The 17,685-nt window shown below is 32.8% G+C and carries 17 protein-coding genes; 10 read left to right on the top strand and 7 right to left on the bottom strand.

Annotated features, from left to right (window positions below; genetic code table 11):
- The first annotated feature begins 12 nt into the window (after window positions 1–12).
- From IRZ83_RS03880 to IRZ83_RS03860, 5 genes are all read left to right on the top strand, one after another.
- A complete protein-coding gene (locus IRZ83_RS03880) occupies window positions 13–1,674 on the top strand; it encodes a family 16 glycosylhydrolase (RefSeq protein ID WP_194566950.1) in 1,662 nt (553 codons plus the stop codon).
- A gap of 81 nt (window positions 1,675–1,755) precedes the next feature.
- Window positions 1,756–2,514, top strand: coding sequence for a family 16 glycosylhydrolase (locus IRZ83_RS03875; protein ID WP_194566949.1), 759 nt, complete (start codon window positions 1,756–1,758; stop codon window positions 2,512–2,514).
- Window positions 2,515–2,820: 306 nt separating this feature from the next.
- On the top strand, window positions 2,821–3,405 hold the full coding sequence (locus IRZ83_RS03870; protein WP_029269090.1) for an RNA polymerase sigma factor: 585 nt from the start codon (window positions 2,821–2,823) through the stop codon (window positions 3,403–3,405).
- 49 nt (window positions 3,406–3,454) lie between these two features.
- Window positions 3,455–3,598 (top strand): hypothetical protein, encoded by a 144-nt coding sequence (locus IRZ83_RS03865; protein ID WP_194566948.1) that lies wholly within the window; start codon window positions 3,455–3,457, stop codon window positions 3,596–3,598.
- A 610-nt stretch (window positions 3,599–4,208) separates the two neighbouring features.
- Window positions 4,209–5,273: a tetratricopeptide repeat protein gene (locus tag IRZ83_RS03860; RefSeq protein WP_029269091.1), complete on the top strand. Its 1,065-nt coding sequence runs from the start codon at window positions 4,209–4,211 to the stop codon at window positions 5,271–5,273.
- Window positions 5,274–5,290: 17 nt separating this feature from the next.
- Here IRZ83_RS03860 and IRZ83_RS03855 read toward each other — a convergent pair whose 3' ends face one another.
- A complete protein-coding gene (locus IRZ83_RS03855; RefSeq protein ID WP_029269093.1) occupies window positions 5,291–5,947 on the bottom strand; it encodes an endonuclease III domain-containing protein in 657 nt (218 codons plus the stop codon).
- A gap of 355 nt (window positions 5,948–6,302) precedes the next feature.
- On the opposite strand from IRZ83_RS03855, the gene bcp reads away from it, so the two are divergent.
- Window positions 6,303–6,755: a thioredoxin-dependent thiol peroxidase gene (gene bcp / locus IRZ83_RS03850; protein WP_194566947.1), complete on the top strand. Its 453-nt coding sequence runs from the start codon at window positions 6,303–6,305 to the stop codon at window positions 6,753–6,755.
- Between the two features lie 254 nt (window positions 6,756–7,009).
- Here bcp and IRZ83_RS03845 read toward each other — a convergent pair whose 3' ends face one another.
- The gene (locus tag IRZ83_RS03845; RefSeq protein WP_029269097.1) at window positions 7,010–8,470 is read right to left on the bottom strand and encodes a nicotinate-nucleotide adenylyltransferase; all 1,461 of its coding nucleotides are present in this window, start codon (window positions 8,468–8,470) and stop codon (window positions 7,010–7,012) included.
- Between the two features lie 90 nt (window positions 8,471–8,560).
- Between IRZ83_RS03845 and IRZ83_RS03840 the strand changes: the two genes are divergently transcribed.
- From IRZ83_RS03840 to IRZ83_RS03830, 3 genes are read left to right on the top strand one after another with little or no spacing between them, the layout of a single operon-like run.
- Window positions 8,561–9,325 (top strand): MBL fold metallo-hydrolase, encoded by a 765-nt coding sequence (locus IRZ83_RS03840; protein ID WP_194566946.1) that lies wholly within the window; start codon window positions 8,561–8,563, stop codon window positions 9,323–9,325.
- Between the two features lie 13 nt (window positions 9,326–9,338).
- The gene (locus tag IRZ83_RS03835; protein WP_029269101.1) at window positions 9,339–9,842 is read left to right on the top strand and encodes a hypothetical protein; all 504 of its coding nucleotides are present in this window, start codon (window positions 9,339–9,341) and stop codon (window positions 9,840–9,842) included.
- A gap of 48 nt (window positions 9,843–9,890) precedes the next feature.
- A complete protein-coding gene (locus tag IRZ83_RS03830) occupies window positions 9,891–10,316 on the top strand; it encodes a hypothetical protein (RefSeq protein WP_228520656.1) in 426 nt (141 codons plus the stop codon).
- Between the two features lie 79 nt (window positions 10,317–10,395).
- Here the strand turns inward: IRZ83_RS03830 and IRZ83_RS03825 are convergent, their stop codons facing one another.
- The 4 genes from IRZ83_RS03825 to IRZ83_RS03810 all read right to left on the bottom strand — a co-directional run bounded on the left by IRZ83_RS03825 (window position 10,396) and on the right by IRZ83_RS03810 (window position 14,696).
- Complete coding sequence (locus IRZ83_RS03825) at window positions 10,396–11,040, bottom strand: alpha/beta hydrolase (protein WP_194566945.1); 645 nt, start codon at window positions 11,038–11,040, stop codon at window positions 10,396–10,398.
- Between the two features lie 74 nt (window positions 11,041–11,114).
- Window positions 11,115–11,441 (bottom strand): hypothetical protein, encoded by a 327-nt coding sequence (locus IRZ83_RS03820; protein WP_194566944.1) that lies wholly within the window; start codon window positions 11,439–11,441, stop codon window positions 11,115–11,117.
- A 5-nt stretch (window positions 11,442–11,446) separates the two neighbouring features.
- Window positions 11,447–12,700 (bottom strand): dihydroorotase, encoded by a 1,254-nt coding sequence (locus IRZ83_RS03815; RefSeq protein WP_194566943.1) that lies wholly within the window; start codon window positions 12,698–12,700, stop codon window positions 11,447–11,449.
- Window positions 12,701–12,767: 67 nt separating this feature from the next.
- Window positions 12,768–14,696, bottom strand: coding sequence for a vWA domain-containing protein (locus IRZ83_RS03810; RefSeq protein WP_194566941.1), 1,929 nt, complete (start codon window positions 14,694–14,696; stop codon window positions 12,768–12,770).
- Window positions 14,697–14,981: 285 nt separating this feature from the next.
- On the opposite strand from IRZ83_RS03810, the gene IRZ83_RS03805 reads away from it, so the two are divergent.
- A complete protein-coding gene (locus IRZ83_RS03805; RefSeq protein WP_194566939.1) occupies window positions 14,982–16,094 on the top strand; it encodes a lactonase family protein in 1,113 nt (370 codons plus the stop codon).
- Between the two features lie 148 nt (window positions 16,095–16,242).
- Here the strand turns inward: IRZ83_RS03805 and IRZ83_RS03800 are convergent, their stop codons facing one another.
- Window positions 16,243–17,595: a DEAD/DEAH box helicase gene (locus IRZ83_RS03800; protein ID WP_194566937.1), complete on the bottom strand. Its 1,353-nt coding sequence runs from the start codon at window positions 17,593–17,595 to the stop codon at window positions 16,243–16,245.
- Window positions 17,596–17,685: the final 90 nt, after the last annotated feature.

The following is a 17,685-nucleotide window of genomic DNA, read 5'->3' as shown; positions in this document are numbered from 1 at the left end:
AAATTCGAAATCATGAACAAGAAAATAATTCTAAATATAATAATGATGCTGACTATTCTTTTGACAGTAAGCTGTCAGAAAGATGATTTTGCATTCGGCGATATAAATTCGCCAACCAATCTTAAAGTGACTGCCGAGATTGTTGGAAAAACTGCCACTGCTCCAAATGGAGACGGATCAGGAATGGTAAAATTTACAGCAGCAGCAGATGATGCCATTTCATACAAATATGTATTTACTGATGGTACTTCAGAAAATGCTCCAAGCGGTGTATTTACAAAACGTTTTACCAAAACAGGACTTAACAAGTATACAGTAACCGTAATTGCAACCGGAAAAGGCGGTGTTGCAACCAATACAACAATCGATGTTGAGGTAGTTAGTAACTTTAGTGATGCTGAAGCAGTTGCATTTTTAACCGGCGGAACATCTAAAAAATGGTATTGGTCTGCATCTGAGCCAGGACATTTAGGAGTGGGGCAAAATGATAATGACGCTAGTAAAAATTATTATCCAAATTATTATTCTGCTGGTCCTTTTGAAAAAGCGGGGTCGCCGTCAAGCAGCTGTTTATACGAAAACGTATTGACTTTCTCTCTAGATGGAGATCAGCTTAAATTTGAACTAAATAATGGCGGAGCAACTTTCTTTAACGCTGCTTTTGAAAGCGTAGGAGGAGGAAATTCAGGTTCTGATGCTTGTTTGACATACAATACGGCTGGTAAAAAATCAGTTTCATTAAGTCCTTCAGAATCAGTTGTAATGGCAAATCCAGATCATACGACACAAACAAGAGGAACAACTATTAATTTCTCTGATGGTGGCTTTATGGGGTATTATATTGGACAGAGTTCATATGAAATCTTGTCAATTACAGCCAATAGAATGGTGGTTAGAGCTGTTATGGGAGGAAATCCAGCATTAGCGTGGTATCATATTTTTACGACTACAAAACCAACTCAAAATCCAGTAACGGATTATAGTAAGTTAGTTTGGTCAGATGAGTTTAATACAGATGGAGCGCCTGACGCCACAAAATGGAGTTATGATTTAGGCAGAGGAGATAATGGCTGGGGAAATAGTGAAAAACAAAATTACACCAACGCCGCGACGAATGTAATTGTACAAGGCGGAAATCTAAAAATTACAGCTAAAAAAGAAGCTTCTGGAGGTGCAGATTACTCTTCAGCACGATTAAAAACAGATGCTAAATTTGCCTTTACTTACGGAAAAGTTGAGGTTCGTGCCAAATTGCCGATTGGTGCAGGAACTTGGCCTGCAATATGGATGCTGGGACAAAATTATGCAACAAAAGCGTGGCCAGCGTGCGGTGAAATAGATATTATGGAACACGTAGGAAACAGCCAAAATTTGATTCACGGAACTCTTCATTATCCTGGACATTCAGCAGGAAATGCAAATACAGGTTCTAAAACGATTCCGAATGTTTCAACAGAATTTCATGTTTATAAAACGATTTGGAGTCCAGCTTCAGTAAAAATATATGTCGATGAAGATCTGATTCACTCAGTTCCTAATGACGGTTCTTTGCCTTTTAATAGTGACTTCTTTTTGATTTTGAACGTGGCTATGGGAGGTACTTTTGGTGGCAATATTGATGCAGCTTTTACACAGTCTTCAATGGAGATTGATTATGTCAGAGTATATCAATAGATTATAAATTAATTAGTAAGAATGAAATGAGAAGGTCAGATTTAGGCTGGCCTTCTTGTTTTTATGTAATTTAAGAAGACAATGAAAAAAGTAATTATACTACTATTGATAAGCAGTTTTTGTTTCGCACAAAAAGTGAAAAGGAAATTAGTCTGGGAAGAAAATTTCAATAAAAAAGAATTAAATGAGAAGGATTGGAATTTTGAAGTTGGAGATGGCTGTCCTGATCTTTGCGGTTTCGGAAATAATGAAAGACAAATTTATACTAAAGAAAATCACGAATTTAAAGATGGAAATTTAGTTATAGAAGCCAAAAAAGACGGAAATAAATACACATCGACCAAAATTACCACAAAAGGCAAAAAAGAGTTCCTGTATGGCCGAATCGAAGCTCGGGCTAAATTGCCAATTGGCCATGGATTGTGGCCGGCATTCTGGATGTTAGGTGCAAATATTGATGAAGTATATTGGCCTAAAACAGGTGAAATAGATATTTTAGAATATATTGGCAGAGATCCTCACATGGTCTACACGACACTGCATACACAAGACAGTCACGGCAATACAATCAATACAAAAAGAACATCATTTCCTGATATTGAAGAAGGATATCATGTATATGCAATCGAGTGGACAAAAGATAAAATAGACTTTTATGTTGATAAAACATTGGCATATACATTTAATCCGCCAGTAAAAAATGAAGATACCTGGCCTTTTAATAAGCCATTTTATATTATTGTGAATTTAGCTATTGGAGGAAATTTTGGAGGCCCAGAAGTAGATGATAAAATTTTGCCTCAAAAATACTTTGTAGATTACGTTCGAGTGTATCAATAAAAAAGACGTGAAAAAGAAGATATAAATGACTTAATTGTTTAATTGTAAGTTATTTATGTCTTTTTTTTGCATCTAAAAATATTTTATTTATTTGATGTTTTAACGCACTTAATCGATGAAATTTAAGTTTTGCTTACAAATTTTTAGATTTTATTGTTAATTAATGTCGATTTTATTTGCTTTTTAAAATAATAATTTGTTAAATTTGGTCACAATATTAACATACTCAAAAAAAGATACGCCTATACAATAAAATTACTTTTTAGAAAAATTACTCCAAATTATAGAACCTAAAAAAGTAGTATTATGGCTGATCTGCATATTCCAGACGCTCTATTAGTAAAAAATTACATCGATGGCAATGAAACAGCGCTTTCGACATTAATTAAAAGGCACGAGTCTAAAATATATGGATTCATATATTCAAAGATTGCTGATAGAGATATTTCAAACGATATTTTTCAAGACACTTTCATTAAGGTGATTAAAACCTTAAAAAGTAATTCATATAACGAAGAAGGCAAATTCTTGCCTTGGGTTATGCGTATTTCTCACAATTTAATTGTAGATCACTTCCGTAAAACCAAAAAAATGCCAATGTACAGAGAAACCGAAGAGTTTTCGATTTTCTCTATAATGTCTGACGATTCGTTGACAATTGAAGGCAAAATGATCGTAGATCAGGTAGAGATTGACTTAAAAAAGCTAATCGAAGAACTTCCAGAAGATCAAAAAGAAGTATTGGTAATGCGTATGTATCAAGACATGAGTTTCAAGGAAATCTCTGAACTAACAGACGTTAGCATCAATACAGCATTAGGAAGAATGCGTTATGCATTAATGAATTTGAGAAAAATAATTGATAAACATCAAATTATTTTAACCAATTAATACTATTTTGAGTATTAGCTCGTTATACTAAATATAACTTATTTACAGTATGGCGAAAATTTACTCTAAAAAAGCATTAGCTTCTAAGAACTTAAAACCTAAAAAAGAAGTCGTTTCTTTTTTATTAAATTATTCACAAGCATTAACAATTGTGAAAATTGAAGATAAAAGTTTTGAAATTATAGCTAATTAAAACACCCCGCTGCTATTGGTCGGATGTTTTCTAAAGAAAACCAAATGGTCGTTTTGGTTTAAAAAACTCACTATTCGTATTTTAATATGAATAGTGAGTTTTTTTATTCACTAACTTTAAAGTAAGTTTTTTCTTCTGCATTAAAATATCTTTTTTATAAGGATTTTGGGCAGTTTTCCGCTAGATATTGTTAAAATTTCATGTTTTGACTATATTTTATTTTGTTATTCAATAATTAATTTTATTTTAGTTAAAAAGTAATTGTTTATTCAGTTAAATCGAAGAATAAGAGTTTTATTTATTAAAATTCATTCGATTTGTAGAATATTAATAATTTTTATAAAATTGATGTTTAACTAAATAACTAAATGATTTATGGAGAAAAACTACCCCTATTTATTTTGTTTCGTTTGTTGTCTGTCTTAATCTAAAAAATAAGATCAAAGGCATAAAGAGTGGATTTTGCAAATTCTTTTAAAGGAAAGAAATAAGCTGATTTTACTGTAAGTTTTGCTTAAAAAAAAAAATTAATTAATTCTAGGCTTTAATCTTCTGCAAGTCCCTCCCAAATAACCATCAAATCATTTAACAACCAAACCTAACTGATAAAATGAAAAAGAAAATTAAGATATTATCAATCCTGCTATTGATTACTATCGGAGCATTTGCTCAAAAAGATGAAATAAAAGAGGCGCAGTCTAACTACGATAAAGGAAAATCTCAAGAGGCAGCTGCCATTTTAAAGAAAATAGAATATCAGATTCTAAACGCACCAGATGATGTAAAAACAGATTACTTTTTCTTAAAAGGAAATGTTTATAAAGACTTAGCTTCTAAAAATATAGATGCTGCAGCTAATTTTACTACTGCAATCAGTTCATTTCAAGATGTACTCTTATATGAAAATGATTCCCGTATTTACAGATACGCTGTGAAAGCAAATTTAGCTTTAAAAGAAATGAAATCTAAATTGGTTGATGGAGCTTATAATGATTATCAAGGCGGAAAATTTAAAGAAAGCGCAGATAAGAGTTATGAAGTATACTTGTTTGATAAAAAAGACACTCTAAACTTGTTTAATGCTGCAACTGCTTCCTTAACAGGAAAAGACTATGTCGCTGCAATTAAATATTATGAGGAACTTAAAAAAATAAATTATTCTGGTAAAGGAGTTGTGTATTATGCCACCAACAAAAAAACAAAAGTAGAAGAATCTTTTATGTCTGTAAGTGCCAGAGAGTCAAATGTAAAAGCGGGTCTCTATGAGAAGCCTAGAACTGTATCTCCGCCTTCAAAAAAACCAGAAATTTTAGGAAACTTAGCTTTTTCATATCTAGAGCGAAATGATTTTGCAAATGCAGAAAAATATTATAATGAGGCACTGCAGCTAAATCAAAATTGTATTGACTGTTACATTAATCTGGCTTATGTAAAAATACAAATGAAAAAAGCTTTGGTTGATCAAATGGCAATGCTTGGAAACAGCCCTAAAGAAATGAAGGAATATGATATATTGGATGCTAAAAAAAATGAAGTCTTAAAAAGTGCTATTCCAATTTTGAAACAGGCACTGACCATCGAACCCAAAAATGAAGATGCTATAAAATCGCTCTTAGGTATTTATAGATCGCTCGATATGAAAAATGAATACAATGCCTTAAAAGGAGGTATGTAAGAAAAATATAGAAGCTGCTAGATTTTCTTTTTAGCAGCTTCTTCTATAACAGATTTTTTCCCGATTGTTCTCGTAATAATATCTTTGTCTAAACTCCAGCCTCTTGCAGGCGAATATTCACGTCCGTACCAAATAATTTGTAAATGTAGATCGTTCCAAATTTCTCTTGGAAATAATCGCTTAGCATCTTTTTCGGTCTGCACTACATTTTTTCCGTTTGATAAATTCCATCTGTACATTAATCTGTGAATGTGAGTATCTACTGGAAAAGCAGGAACCCCAAAAGCTTGAGACATGACAACGCTCGCGGTTTTGTGTCCAACAGCTGGCAAAGATTCAAGAGCTTCAAAACTCTGAGGTACTTCACCATTATATTTTTCGATTAAAATTTCTGATAAACCATGAATTCCTTTAGATTTCATTGGAGACAAACCACACGGACGAATGATTTCCTTAATTTCTTCAACCGACATTTTTACCATATCATACGGATTATCTGCTTTTGCAAATAAAAGAGGCGTAATTTGGTTCACACGTACATCTGTGCATTGCGCAGAAAGCAAAACCGCAATTAATAATGTGTAAGGATCTTTATGATCAAGTGGTACAGGTATAGTAGGATAGAGTTCTTTTAACGTATTTATAACAAATTGTACGCGAGCTTCTTTATTCATTTCCGTATTTTTAATCCCGTAAAAATAGTATAATTTTAATGATGTGCCTAATCCAGCTTTTCGTTTCAACTCCTCATTGCAACAGCAACATTTTTAAGTATTAAAAAGAGCTTCCGCCGGTCGCTTTTTTAATGCAAAAAATGTAAGCTGTCACAATTCCGGGGTTTTCACTACAATCTGGGGCAATGGTAATTGTCAATTGCGAAATGTGAAATGTGAAGTGTGAAATGTGAAATGTGAAATGTCAATTGTAATTAAACTATACTTTTATGCGTAATCCTAAATCTAACAATCTAACAATCTAAGAAATCTAAGAAGTCTAAGAAGTCTAAACAATCTAACAATCTAAATAAAAATGACAACATTGCAAAAAGGTGATAAAGCACCAAATTTTTCAGGAGTAGACCAAGACGGAAAAACGCATAAACTGGCAGATTATGCCGGAAAGAAACTAGTTGTTTTCTTTTATCCAAAAGCAAGTACACCAGGCTGTACTGCAGAAGCTTGTGACTTAAGAGACAATTTTGAGCGTTTTAAAGAGAATAATTATGAACTTTTAGGCGTGAGTGCCGACAGCCAGAAAGCACAATTAAAATTTAAAGATAAATATGAATTTCCTTTTCCATTATTGGCAGATGAAGATAAATCGGTAATCAATGCATTTGGTGTTTGGGGACCAAAAAAATTCATGGGAAAAGAATACGATGGAATTCACAGAACTACTTTCGTAATCGATGAAAACGGAATCATTGATGAAGTAATCTCGCAAGTAAAAACTAAAGAACACGCAGCTCAGATTTTGAAATAATTTTTTGCTTCAGGTTACAAGCTGAGTAGATTTTACCGCAAAGTACGCCAAGTTTTTTTTATCCATGGCGTTTATAAAACACAAAGTTCGCAAAGCTAAATCAACACAAAGCTTTGCGAACTTTGTGTTTTATAAACTTAGTATGTCACAAAGACTTAGCGTGCTTTGCGGTTAATTTGTTATTAAGTTCAGAACGTGAAACCTGAAACAAAAAAAACTTGAAACAAAAAAAAGTCCCTTAATTGGGACTTTTTTTATGCGTTTTGTTCCAATTCCTTTTGCGGATGATATCCAAAAAGATGATGTTCTTTTATGATTTCCGCAACCCCAGACGGAAGCATTGGTTCCCAGCCTGTTTTTCCCTGACTGATCATTTTTAGTACTTCACGAGAGAATACGTTTAATATATTAGGGTTGTAATCTACAATGTCAACTACTTTTCCGTTGAACTTAAAGAATTTATACAATTCCTTCATTCTCGGATGTACTTTCAAATTAGCTGATGTAATAACTTCGCCATTATCGCCCAACATCGGATATAAAAATACTTTCATATCTCTGTAGAATAATTTTCCAAAAGCTTCTAGAATTCCACCACTTAAATGACGGTAGTATTTCTCGTCAAAAATATCAACTAAATTATTTACTCCCATTGCCAATCCCATTCTGGCTTTAGTATAATTAGAAAAATATTCAACCACTTTATAGTATTCCTGAAAATTCGAAATCATTACAGTTTGGCCTAAAGAACAAAGTAATTCAGCTCTGTCCATAAAATCGCGTTCGTCAATCTCACCATCTGAACGTAAATTCGAAAGTGTAATTTCAAAAACGACTAGAGTATTGTCTTTTTCTACTTTATTTTCTTCGAGAAACATCTTTAAAGATTTCTCGTACATATCAAGATTTACATTCGTAACCGGACGGAAACTTCCTCTAAAAGCAAGAAGATTTTTTTTGTACAAAACAGCTGCAGGCAGAACATTTTTCCCGTCAGGGTTAAACATTACGGCATCTGTCATTCCGTTTTTAACCAATTGCAAACTCATTAAACGATTATCAACATCAGCAAAACGTGGTCCTGAGAAGTTAATAGTATCGATTTCGAGTTGGTCTTTATCTAAGTGATCGTATAAATAACGAAGTAATCGTTTTGGATCGTTGTATTTGTAAAAGGCACCGTAAATTAAGTTTACACCTAAAATCCCTAGTGTTTCTTGTTGAAGTCTTGCGTCAGTTTCTTTAAAACGAATGTGTAGAATAATTTCGTTATAAGCTTCGTCAGGTTCTATTTGGTATCTAATTCCGACCCAGCCGTGACCTTTAAATTGTTTGGCAAAATCTATTGTTGCTACTGTATTGGCGTAGCTGAAGAAAAGTTTATTAGGGTGTTTTTCTCGGCTTAAACGTTCTTCGATCAATTCACCTTCAAACGTAAGCATCTTTTTTAGTCGGTTTTCGGTAACATATCTTCCGTCCCCTTCGATGCCATAAACGGCATCACTAAAATCTTTGTCATAGGCAGACATTGCTTTTGCAATTGTTCCCGATGAACCTCCGGATCTGAAAAAATGCCTAACTGTTTCTTGTCCAGCACCAATTTCAGCAAATGTTCCGTAAATATTCTCGTTTAAATTAATGCGTAACGCTTTGTCTTTTATAGAAGGAATCTGTTCGATGACCTTGTCACCTTTGAGTTTTATTTCTGTACCCATTTTATTTTAAATAGATTTGTTACAAAGTTAGCAAATTAGGCTTCTAATGAAAGAGAAATAATCCTATTTTTGTAAAAAAAATAAGTTCAATTGAAGGTATATTTTTTAGGTACTGGTACTTCCCAAGGTATTCCGATTATCGGAATCGATCATCCTGTTTGCAAAAGCACTGATGCTAAGGACAAAAGGCTCCGCGTTTCCATCTGGATTACGTGGGACGATCACTCATATGTAATCGATTGTGGGCCTGATTTCAGACAGCAAATGCTTTCATGCGGATGCAGGCATCTCGATGCTATTTTGTTTACTCACGAACATGCAGATCACACTGCAGGTTTAGATGATATTCGTCCGTTTAATTTCCGTCAAGGTGAAATTCCAGTTTACGCGCACCAGCGTGTAATTGATAATCTTAAGCGCCGTTTTGAATATGTTTTCGAAACTGTAAACAAATATCCAGGCGCACCAAGCGTTAAAACAATTGAGGTTCAAAATAATAAAACTTTTGCTGTTGGCGACAAAAAAGCTATTCCAATTAATGTAATGCATGGCGATTTACAGGTTTTTGGTTATAGAATAGATGATTTTGCTTATTTGACAGATGTAAAAACAATTGAAGAAGCTGAAGTTGAAAAATTAAAAAACCTAAAGGTTCTGGTTGTGAATGCTTTGCGCGTAGAACCGCATGATACACATTTTAATTTGCAGGAAGCCCTCGATTTTATAAATTTGGTCAAGCCAAAAGTAGCCTATTTAACGCATATCAGCCACGTTTTGGGCTTTCATGAAGAGGTGCAAAAGAAGTTGCCTAAAAATGTTTTCTTGGCTTATGATAATTTAGAAATTACAATTTAATTATACCACAAAAATGAAAAAATCCTTAATGCTTTATCTTTTTATCCTTGCGATATTAATGAATGTTTTTACCTATATGTTTTACAGTAATGAAGTGAAATTTGGACAGGAAAGATATGATAAAACGACTAAGAAACTGAGAGATAGCATCAATTTAGTGAAAACTCAATTAGCTGATGCCAATTATTTTTCTTTAGAACATAACGAAAATGCACAAAATTATTTTGATAACAGTGCTTCTGGCGGTAAAGTCATTTTATACGAAAAATTGATTCCGGTTGTAACTGAAAAATTATTAGATCTAAATTCAAATCCAAACGGAAATCCTTATACGGGTCAGGATAAAATTGGCGCTAGTAAATTTATCATTAATAAAGTGAAAATTTTAAACCACAGATGGATCATTGCAGATTACAGCAATGGTGAATTATGGGGAGAAGTCTTGTTAAAATACTTTGTTAATGATGATGAAAGTATTACTTTTGAAGTTAACCAAACTTGGTTATATCAAAAATAGGATTTTTTAATCCTATTTTTTTTTGATTAAAATTAAATAGATAGGATTATGAAAAAGATGTTTTTGTTTTTGATTATAGCGAGCGCGTTTTCCTGCGCCAAAAGAGTTTCTCAAGAAAATGTAAATACAATTCCGAGAGAGCCAGTAAAAGAAACTGTTGTAGGAGCAGATGCCGATTCTCACGGTTGTAAAGCATCTGCTGGCTATACTTGGTCAACTCTTAAAAAAGAATGCATACGTGTGTTTGAAGGCACAAAATTGTCTCACTTTGATGACGGAAAAACATACACTACTGCATCATACGTAATTTTCGAAGGAAATAAAGCAGAACTTTTTCTGGATACTCAAAAAGAATCTATTATTTTAGAAAGAAAATCTGAAGGCGATTCGTGGGTTAACGGCGATTGGGAGTTAATTCCTTGGAAAGGATATGTCCTGAAAAAAGACGGGAAGATTATTTATACGGGGAAATAGTTTATAGTTTACAGTCTTCAGTCGCAGTTTTCAGTCTCAAACAAACTGAAAACTGCGACTGAATACCGAAAATTGAGAACTACAAAGCGAGCCAATTCTTAAAATCAAAGAAATTTTGCGGCGCTACGCCGTGACCTACAGGATATTCTTTATAAGTAACTGGAATATTTAATTTTTCTAAAATAGCAGGCGTTTTTCTTGCCCAGTCAATTGGAATAACCTGATCTACAGTTCCGTGTGACGCGAATATTTTTAGGTTTTTGAAATCGTTTTTCTCAAAACCTTCTTTGATAATTTCTTCATTAAAGTAACCGCTCATTGCCACAACTCTCTGAATTTTTTCAGGATAAGAAAGTGCAACAGAATAACTCAAAATAGAACCTTGGCTAAAGCCAACTAAAGTCACATTATTAGCGTCAATCGGATAATTTGCAACTAATTCATCTACGAAAGTGGCAATTAAATCGCGAGAAGTTTTTGCTTGTTCGTTATCTGAAAATTTGTTCTGATCAGCATCAAAATTGATCGCGTACCAAGCATAAGCGCCATATTGCAAATCATAAGGTGCGCGTGCTGAAACAATATAATAATTATCAGGAAGTTCTGTTGCAAACGAAAACAAGTCAGCCTCATTGCTGCCATATCCGTGTAATAAAAGCAACACAGGATTTTTATCTAAAATAACTTTTGGTTCTTGTATTTTATATTCTAAAGATAGATTCATTTTTTAATTGTGAATTGTGAATTGTGAATTTTCCGAATTTGGAATTTGGAATTTTTTAATTGAAATTTAAAAGATTAGCCAATCTTTTTAAACCATTTTTGGAATAATTCTCCAACTAACGGAATTGGCTTTGTTTGTCCTTGAATAGCAGTAAAAATTCCATAAGTCCAAAGAATTGAAATACAAATCCACATTGGAAAAGTTATAAAAAAACTGTCAAAATTGCTGATTATAGCTCCAAAAGAAATAAACGTCAAAGACAATCCTAGCGCCTGACGAATATGAAAAGAAGCAAAACTATTTTTATTTTCAGAGTTCATCGACATTGCAATCAGTACTCCAATTATTAAAATATAACTGGTAATTGCGATAGATTTTCCCTCTTCGATTGAATTATTCATTGTAATTATTTAGAGATAACAAGTTGATTTTGATTTAAAATTCCGTAAACAGAACCTTTTATTTCAGTTCCTAAAAAAGCTGAGTTTTTAGATTTTGAAAGTATGTTTTCTTTTGTAAAAGTTGATTTTCCATCCGGAGTAAAAAATGTGAAGTTCGCTTTTCCGCCTTCTTCAATTATATTTTTTTCAAGACCAAAAACAATTCTTCCCGAAGTTAATTTAGCTACGACAGTTTCTAGTGGCAAAACCGTTAATAATGCGCTGAAAGCACTTTCAAGACCAATTGTCCCGTTTTTAGCGGTATCAAATTCCATTTTCTTGAATTCAATATCAATTGGGTTATGATCTGAAGTAATCATATCAATAGTTCCGTCAGCAATTCCGTTTAATAAAGCTTGTCGGTCAACTTCAGTTCGCAATGGCGGTGTTACTTTAAATCGAGTATCAAAGCCTTCCAATTTTTCATCGGTTAAAACCAAATGATGTACAGAGGCGCTTACTGTTACGTTTAAGCCTTTTGCTTTGGCCTCTCTAATTAATTCAACTGATTTAGCTGTAGAAATTGTCGGGATATGAAGTTTTCCGCCAGTGTATTCTAATAAGAATAAGTTTCTTGAAATTTGTAGTTCTTCTGCTAAGTTCGGAATTCCTTTTAGGCCTAATCTTGTTGAAACAATTCCTTCGTTGGCAACTCCATTTCCTTTTATGTTTGGATCTTGTGAATAAGCAATTATCAATCCATCAAAATCTTGAACATATTGCAATGCTATTTTTAGCAGATTAGCATTGTCAATACTTTTATTATAATCACCGAAAGCAATTGCTCCGGCTTTTTTCATATCGTATAGCTCTGCCATATCTTTTCCTTCACTGGCTTTGGTTAGCGCGCCAATTGGAAAAATTTCTGTGGCAAAACCGTTTGCTTTGTTTTTTACAAAATTTACTTGAGACTGATTATCAATAACAGGGAAGGAATTTGGCTGTAATGCAACTGCTGTAAAACCACTTTTTGAGGCAACATTCAATCCGTTTGCAATGGTTTCCCGGTCTTCGTAACCTGGTTCTCCAAATGAAACGCTGGTGTCAAACCAGCCTTGAGAAATGTGAAGATCATCGAATCGTACAATTTCTGCCTCACCGTTTGGAAGTGAAACGCCTATTTTTTCTATTAAACCATCTGCAATTAAAAGATCAACGGTCTGGTTATGAAACGGACTTTTCGAGTCGATAATTTTGGCGCTTTTGATGATTATTTTCATATGTAGATATTTTTTTGTCGTAAAATGATTTTTGTAAAAAGTAAAATACGTTAAACAAACGCGAATTCTATTTTACAAATTTTATAATTGCCATTTCTAATGCTAAAAATAACAGAGCAAAGATAACAAACCATTTCCAAATTTGGCTGTCAGTTCGCTCAGTTTGTAAGGTGTTGAAAATGGTCGAAATGGTATCTGCAGTTTTAAAATCTGAAACTACATTTGTATTTACTTGACTCAAATCACTTTCGCTTCGTTTATAATTAAAACTCAGATTTTCAACCCATTCTTTTTTGTCATAAATACTATAATTTCCAGCTGTTTCAGGGAAATCATTAAATGTCAATTTTACTTTATTATTTAATATTTGCTGAATCGGAATAAACGAATCATCATTTCCTTTTACTTCTAAAATTGCGTCTTTTGTCAGTAAAACATCAACAAAATAAGGTTGATTATTGCCAATCGTTAATGCGTTTACACCTGTTTTCTGATTGTTTTGTCCCATTTTATAAAACAGCGGAACAATTAATGGCGATTGCTGAAAATTTGAATTTTCACTGTTAATTGGTGCTGAAAATACTGTAATTCCAGAAACTGGATTCTGAATTGAAGTTACAAATACACTTTGATCTTCATACGATATAACTGCTGGATATGGAGTAGAAATAGCAAATGAACTGCTCGTTTTAGGATATTGAAAATTCGTAATTTTATTCTCAAAAACACCAGAAAATAAAGGATGATCAAAGTTGATTTTGGTAATTAATTTGCTGTCGGTTCTTAAATTATTAAACTGAACTTTTCCAAAATTTCCTAAAAATGAATTCAGATTTGAGATCGAACTTTTCTCAGAAGGGATTACAACTAAATTACCGCCTTTTGAAACAAATGCTTTTAAAGTAGTTTGAAGTGCTTGAGGAACTTCGATTAATTCATTCAGAATAATAGTATTTTGTTTTTCTAGACTATTGTAATCTAAACTGCTGATTGAGTAATTGTTGTAATTGAATTCAGCCGATGTATAAATTCGAGATAAGAAGTTGCTTTTTTCAGGTTCTCCAATGCTGATAACATTTGTTTTTTTAGATTTAGAAATACTGAAATAAAGCTTATTATCATAATTCAGTCCATTATCTTCAATGGTTACATACCCGTGAAAAGCTTCTTTCGGAATAGTAAAATTGATTTTCTTTTTCTTCGAATCAAAATTAATAATTGTTTTGGCTATCAGTTTATTTTGATTGTAAAGCGCCATTGAAATAGGTTTAAAATCGTCTCCATAGGCCGATAATGCAACACTTATTTCGTAAAAATTCTCTAAAGTCTGATTGATAAAAACACTGTCAACAGCAATGTTGTTTTTTTGTTCGGCTTCCGGAATAATAAAATATGGTTTTTCTTCTGTATCAATGTTTTTTACATCTTTTTCTGCTAAACCAACAGCATCTGTAATAATGACAATATCTTTTTTATGTGCTGACTTATGCGCTTTAATCTTAGCCATAATCGATGAAAGTTCAAAAGGAGTTGCGCTGTATTTTAAGTTTTGCAAAGCGCCTTTCGAAGATTTAATATCGGTATTCCAGTAATTTTCGGTATTAGTTAAAAGCGAAAATTGAGTGTTTTCTGGTGTGTTTTCTAATAATTCCTGAACCGCACGCTTTAGCAATTCACCTTTTTTTCCTTTAGCCTGCATACTAAACGAATTATCTAGAATAATATACATTTCGTTTGTGGCATTTTTGCTGTCTTTGGCTTCAAAATAAGGCTGTGCAAAAGCAATAATGGCAAAAGTCAGCAGTAATAAACGAGTAGCAAGCAATAATCGTTTTTTGATTTTCGAACTTTTACGAGTCTGAACAGCGAGTTCTTTTAAGAATTTGACGTTGGTAAAATAGGAAGTTTTGAAACGTCGTAATTGAAATAAATGAACCAAAATTGGAACAATCAATAAAAACAGAAAGTATAGAATTTCGGGATGTTTAAAATGCATTCTGGCTTCGATTTAACTTCACTACGTTTTGTAGATACTGGTCAAAAATACAAATTTTTACTCAAACCTTGTATTATATTTAGTTAAACCATATAAGTAATGTAAGAGATTATAAGCTAGTCTTTATAAGCATAAAATTAAATAAAGTTATATTTCTTGTATAGCTAAAAAAGGAAAAAAAATAGTTTGAAATATGTAACTTTTGGAAATTCATTTATAACAAAAAATGCAATTTCTATTGATAATATTGAGTATTTTAGCGTATTCAAAAAACAATTAAAAACTATGAAAAGATTATATATGCTGCTTTTTTCAGCTTTAGCTTTTACAAACTTACAAGCCCAAAATAAATTTAATTTATTAGTGGGAACTTACACAAATACCTGCAAGAGCGACGGAATTTACGTTTACGAATTCGATTCAAATTCGGGAGAATTTAAGTTAAAGAATTCTTCTGAGGGCGTTTTGAGTCCGAGTTATTTGTCAGTTTCAGCAGATAATAAATTTATTTATGCAGTAAACGAAAACGGAACTCAAAGTACTGTAAGTGCTTTTAGATACAATTCGCCAAACGGAAAGCTTACTTTTTTAAATAAAAATGATGCATTGGGTGCAGATCCTTGTCATTTAATTAATGACAGTCAAAATGTAATTGTTGCGAATTATTCAGGTGGAAGCATAGTAGTTTTTAAAAAGAGTCCTAATGGAAGCATTACACCAGTACAACAGTTGATTCAGCATGAAGGAAAAGGACCAAATGTTGCGCGCCAAGAAAAAGCACACGTGCATATGGTAGTTTTTTCTCCAGATAAAAAGTTTGTTTTATCGAACGATTTAGGTTTAGATAAAATTTTCATTTACAAATACAATCCGAATTCTAAGAACGAAATGCTGACTTTAAAAAGTACTGTCGATGTAAAGCCAGGAAGCGGACCAAGACATTTGACTTTTAGCAAAGACGGAAAATTTGTCTATTTAATTCAAGAATTAGATGCTACATTAACGACTTTTAGTTACGATAAAACAGGAAATCTTAAGGTTCTTGCCGAAACAAGTATTCTTCCAAAAGGATTTACAGGCGGAACTGGCGCTGCAGCGATAAAAATTTCACCTGACGGAAACTTTTTATACGTTTCTGACCGAGTTGATGCCAATGCTATTTCAGTTTACAAAATTCTTAAAAATGGGAGTATCGAATTAGTTGAACAGCAAAGTACTTTAGGAAAAGGCCCAAGAGATTTTGCCATTGACCCAACAGGAAATTACCTTTTAGTTGGTCATCAATATACAAATGATATAATTATTTTTAAAAGAGATAAAACTACCGGAAAGCTTACTGATACAGGAAAAAAGATTGAACTGTGTTCACCTGTAGGATTGATTTTTACTAAGATATAGCTTTTTTTAAGTACTGAGTTTCTAAGGTGCTAAGGGACTAAGTTTAAAATATAAAAGAGGGATGAGTTTCAAAAAAAACTCATCCCTCTTTTATAAAATAAGAAACCTCAGAATCTTAGCATCTTAGAAACTCAGTACCTTTTTAAATCTATTTATCCTTATCCTTTCTTTTCTTATCTCTCGTTTTCAACATATTTCGATTGACAGAACCGTGGGTTTTCTTTTTTGTTTTTGAAGGTCCTCCTAAATTGACTTTCTTATTCTTTTTAGCTTTATCATGAAATGCACCATCACCATCAAGTTTCACTTTTTTCATTAAAAACTTAATCGGCTGTTTGTCTTTTTCAGGTTCAATTAGTTTTAATGAAACTTCTACTTCTTCTGGAAATGCCGCAACTTCTAATTCCTGATTCATTAAAACTTCTACTTCTACTTTAAATTCTTCTTCACGAGGCGTGATGAAACTTATTGCAGTTCCTGTTGCATCTGCACGACCTGTACGGCCAATTCTGTGCATATACAATTCTGGAAATTCAGGAAGCTCAAAGTTAATAACGTGAGAGATATTCGAAATATCTAAACCTCTCGCCATAATATCAGTAGTAATTAATCCACGTAAATTTCCTTCTTGAAATTCTGCCATTGTACTCAAACGATAATTTTGAGATTTATTAGAGTGAATAACTCCAAACTGACCTTCAAAATCTTCCTCAATACGCGTATGAAGCATGTCTGAAATCTTTTTATTATTCACGAAAACCAAAACACGTTCCATGCTTTCGTTTGTTTGTAATAAATGTTTTAACAGATTTACTTTTGTATTGAAATTAGGGACATTATATGTGATTTGAGTAATGTTTTCAAGTGGTGTTCCTGAAGCAGCAAGTGTTACCTCTTCTGGAAAATCAAAAAAGTCATTTAAAACAGCATCAACTTCATCTGTCATTGTTGCAGAGAATAAAATGTTCTGACGCTTGGTTTTCATCATCGCCAAAAGTGCTGTCAATTGTGTACGGAAGCCAAGATTCAGCATTTCATCAAACTCATCAATAACTAATTTTTGAGTTTCATCAAAACGAATTACAGCATCTAGTGCTAAATCCATTGTTCTGCCAGGGGTTCCTACTAAAATGTCAACTCCTTCGTAAACTGCTTTTTTTTGCGTATTGATGTTTACTCCACCAAAAATACCAAGCGTACTAACCGACATGTATTTGGTTAATTTCTCGACTTCTTCTACCACCTGAACTACTAATTCGCGGGTTGGAACAAGAATTACAATTTTAGGCGTATTGGTTGGTGTAAATTTGTATAGTTTTAAAAGAGGCAATAAATATGCAAAAGTTTTACCGGTACCAGTTTGTGCAATTCCCATCATATCTCGGCCAGACATAATCACAGAAAAGGATTTTTCCTGAATAGGAGTAGGCGTAACAAAGCCTAATTCATCGATTGCTTTTTGTACTGATTTTGGAAGATTGAATTTTTCGAAAGTGCTCATTTGCATTAAATTTTGTGCAAATGTACGTTAAATTGATGGTTAGATCACTAGATTTTTCGAATCATCTAATAATCGGTTCATCTAATAATC

The organism is Flavobacterium sp. JLP (genome assembly GCF_015350755.1).
Lineage (GTDB): Bacteria > Bacteroidota > Bacteroidia > Flavobacteriales > Flavobacteriaceae > Flavobacterium.
Note: the sequence above shows the minus strand (reverse complement) of the source record. Positions and strands in the feature narration are given on the sequence as shown.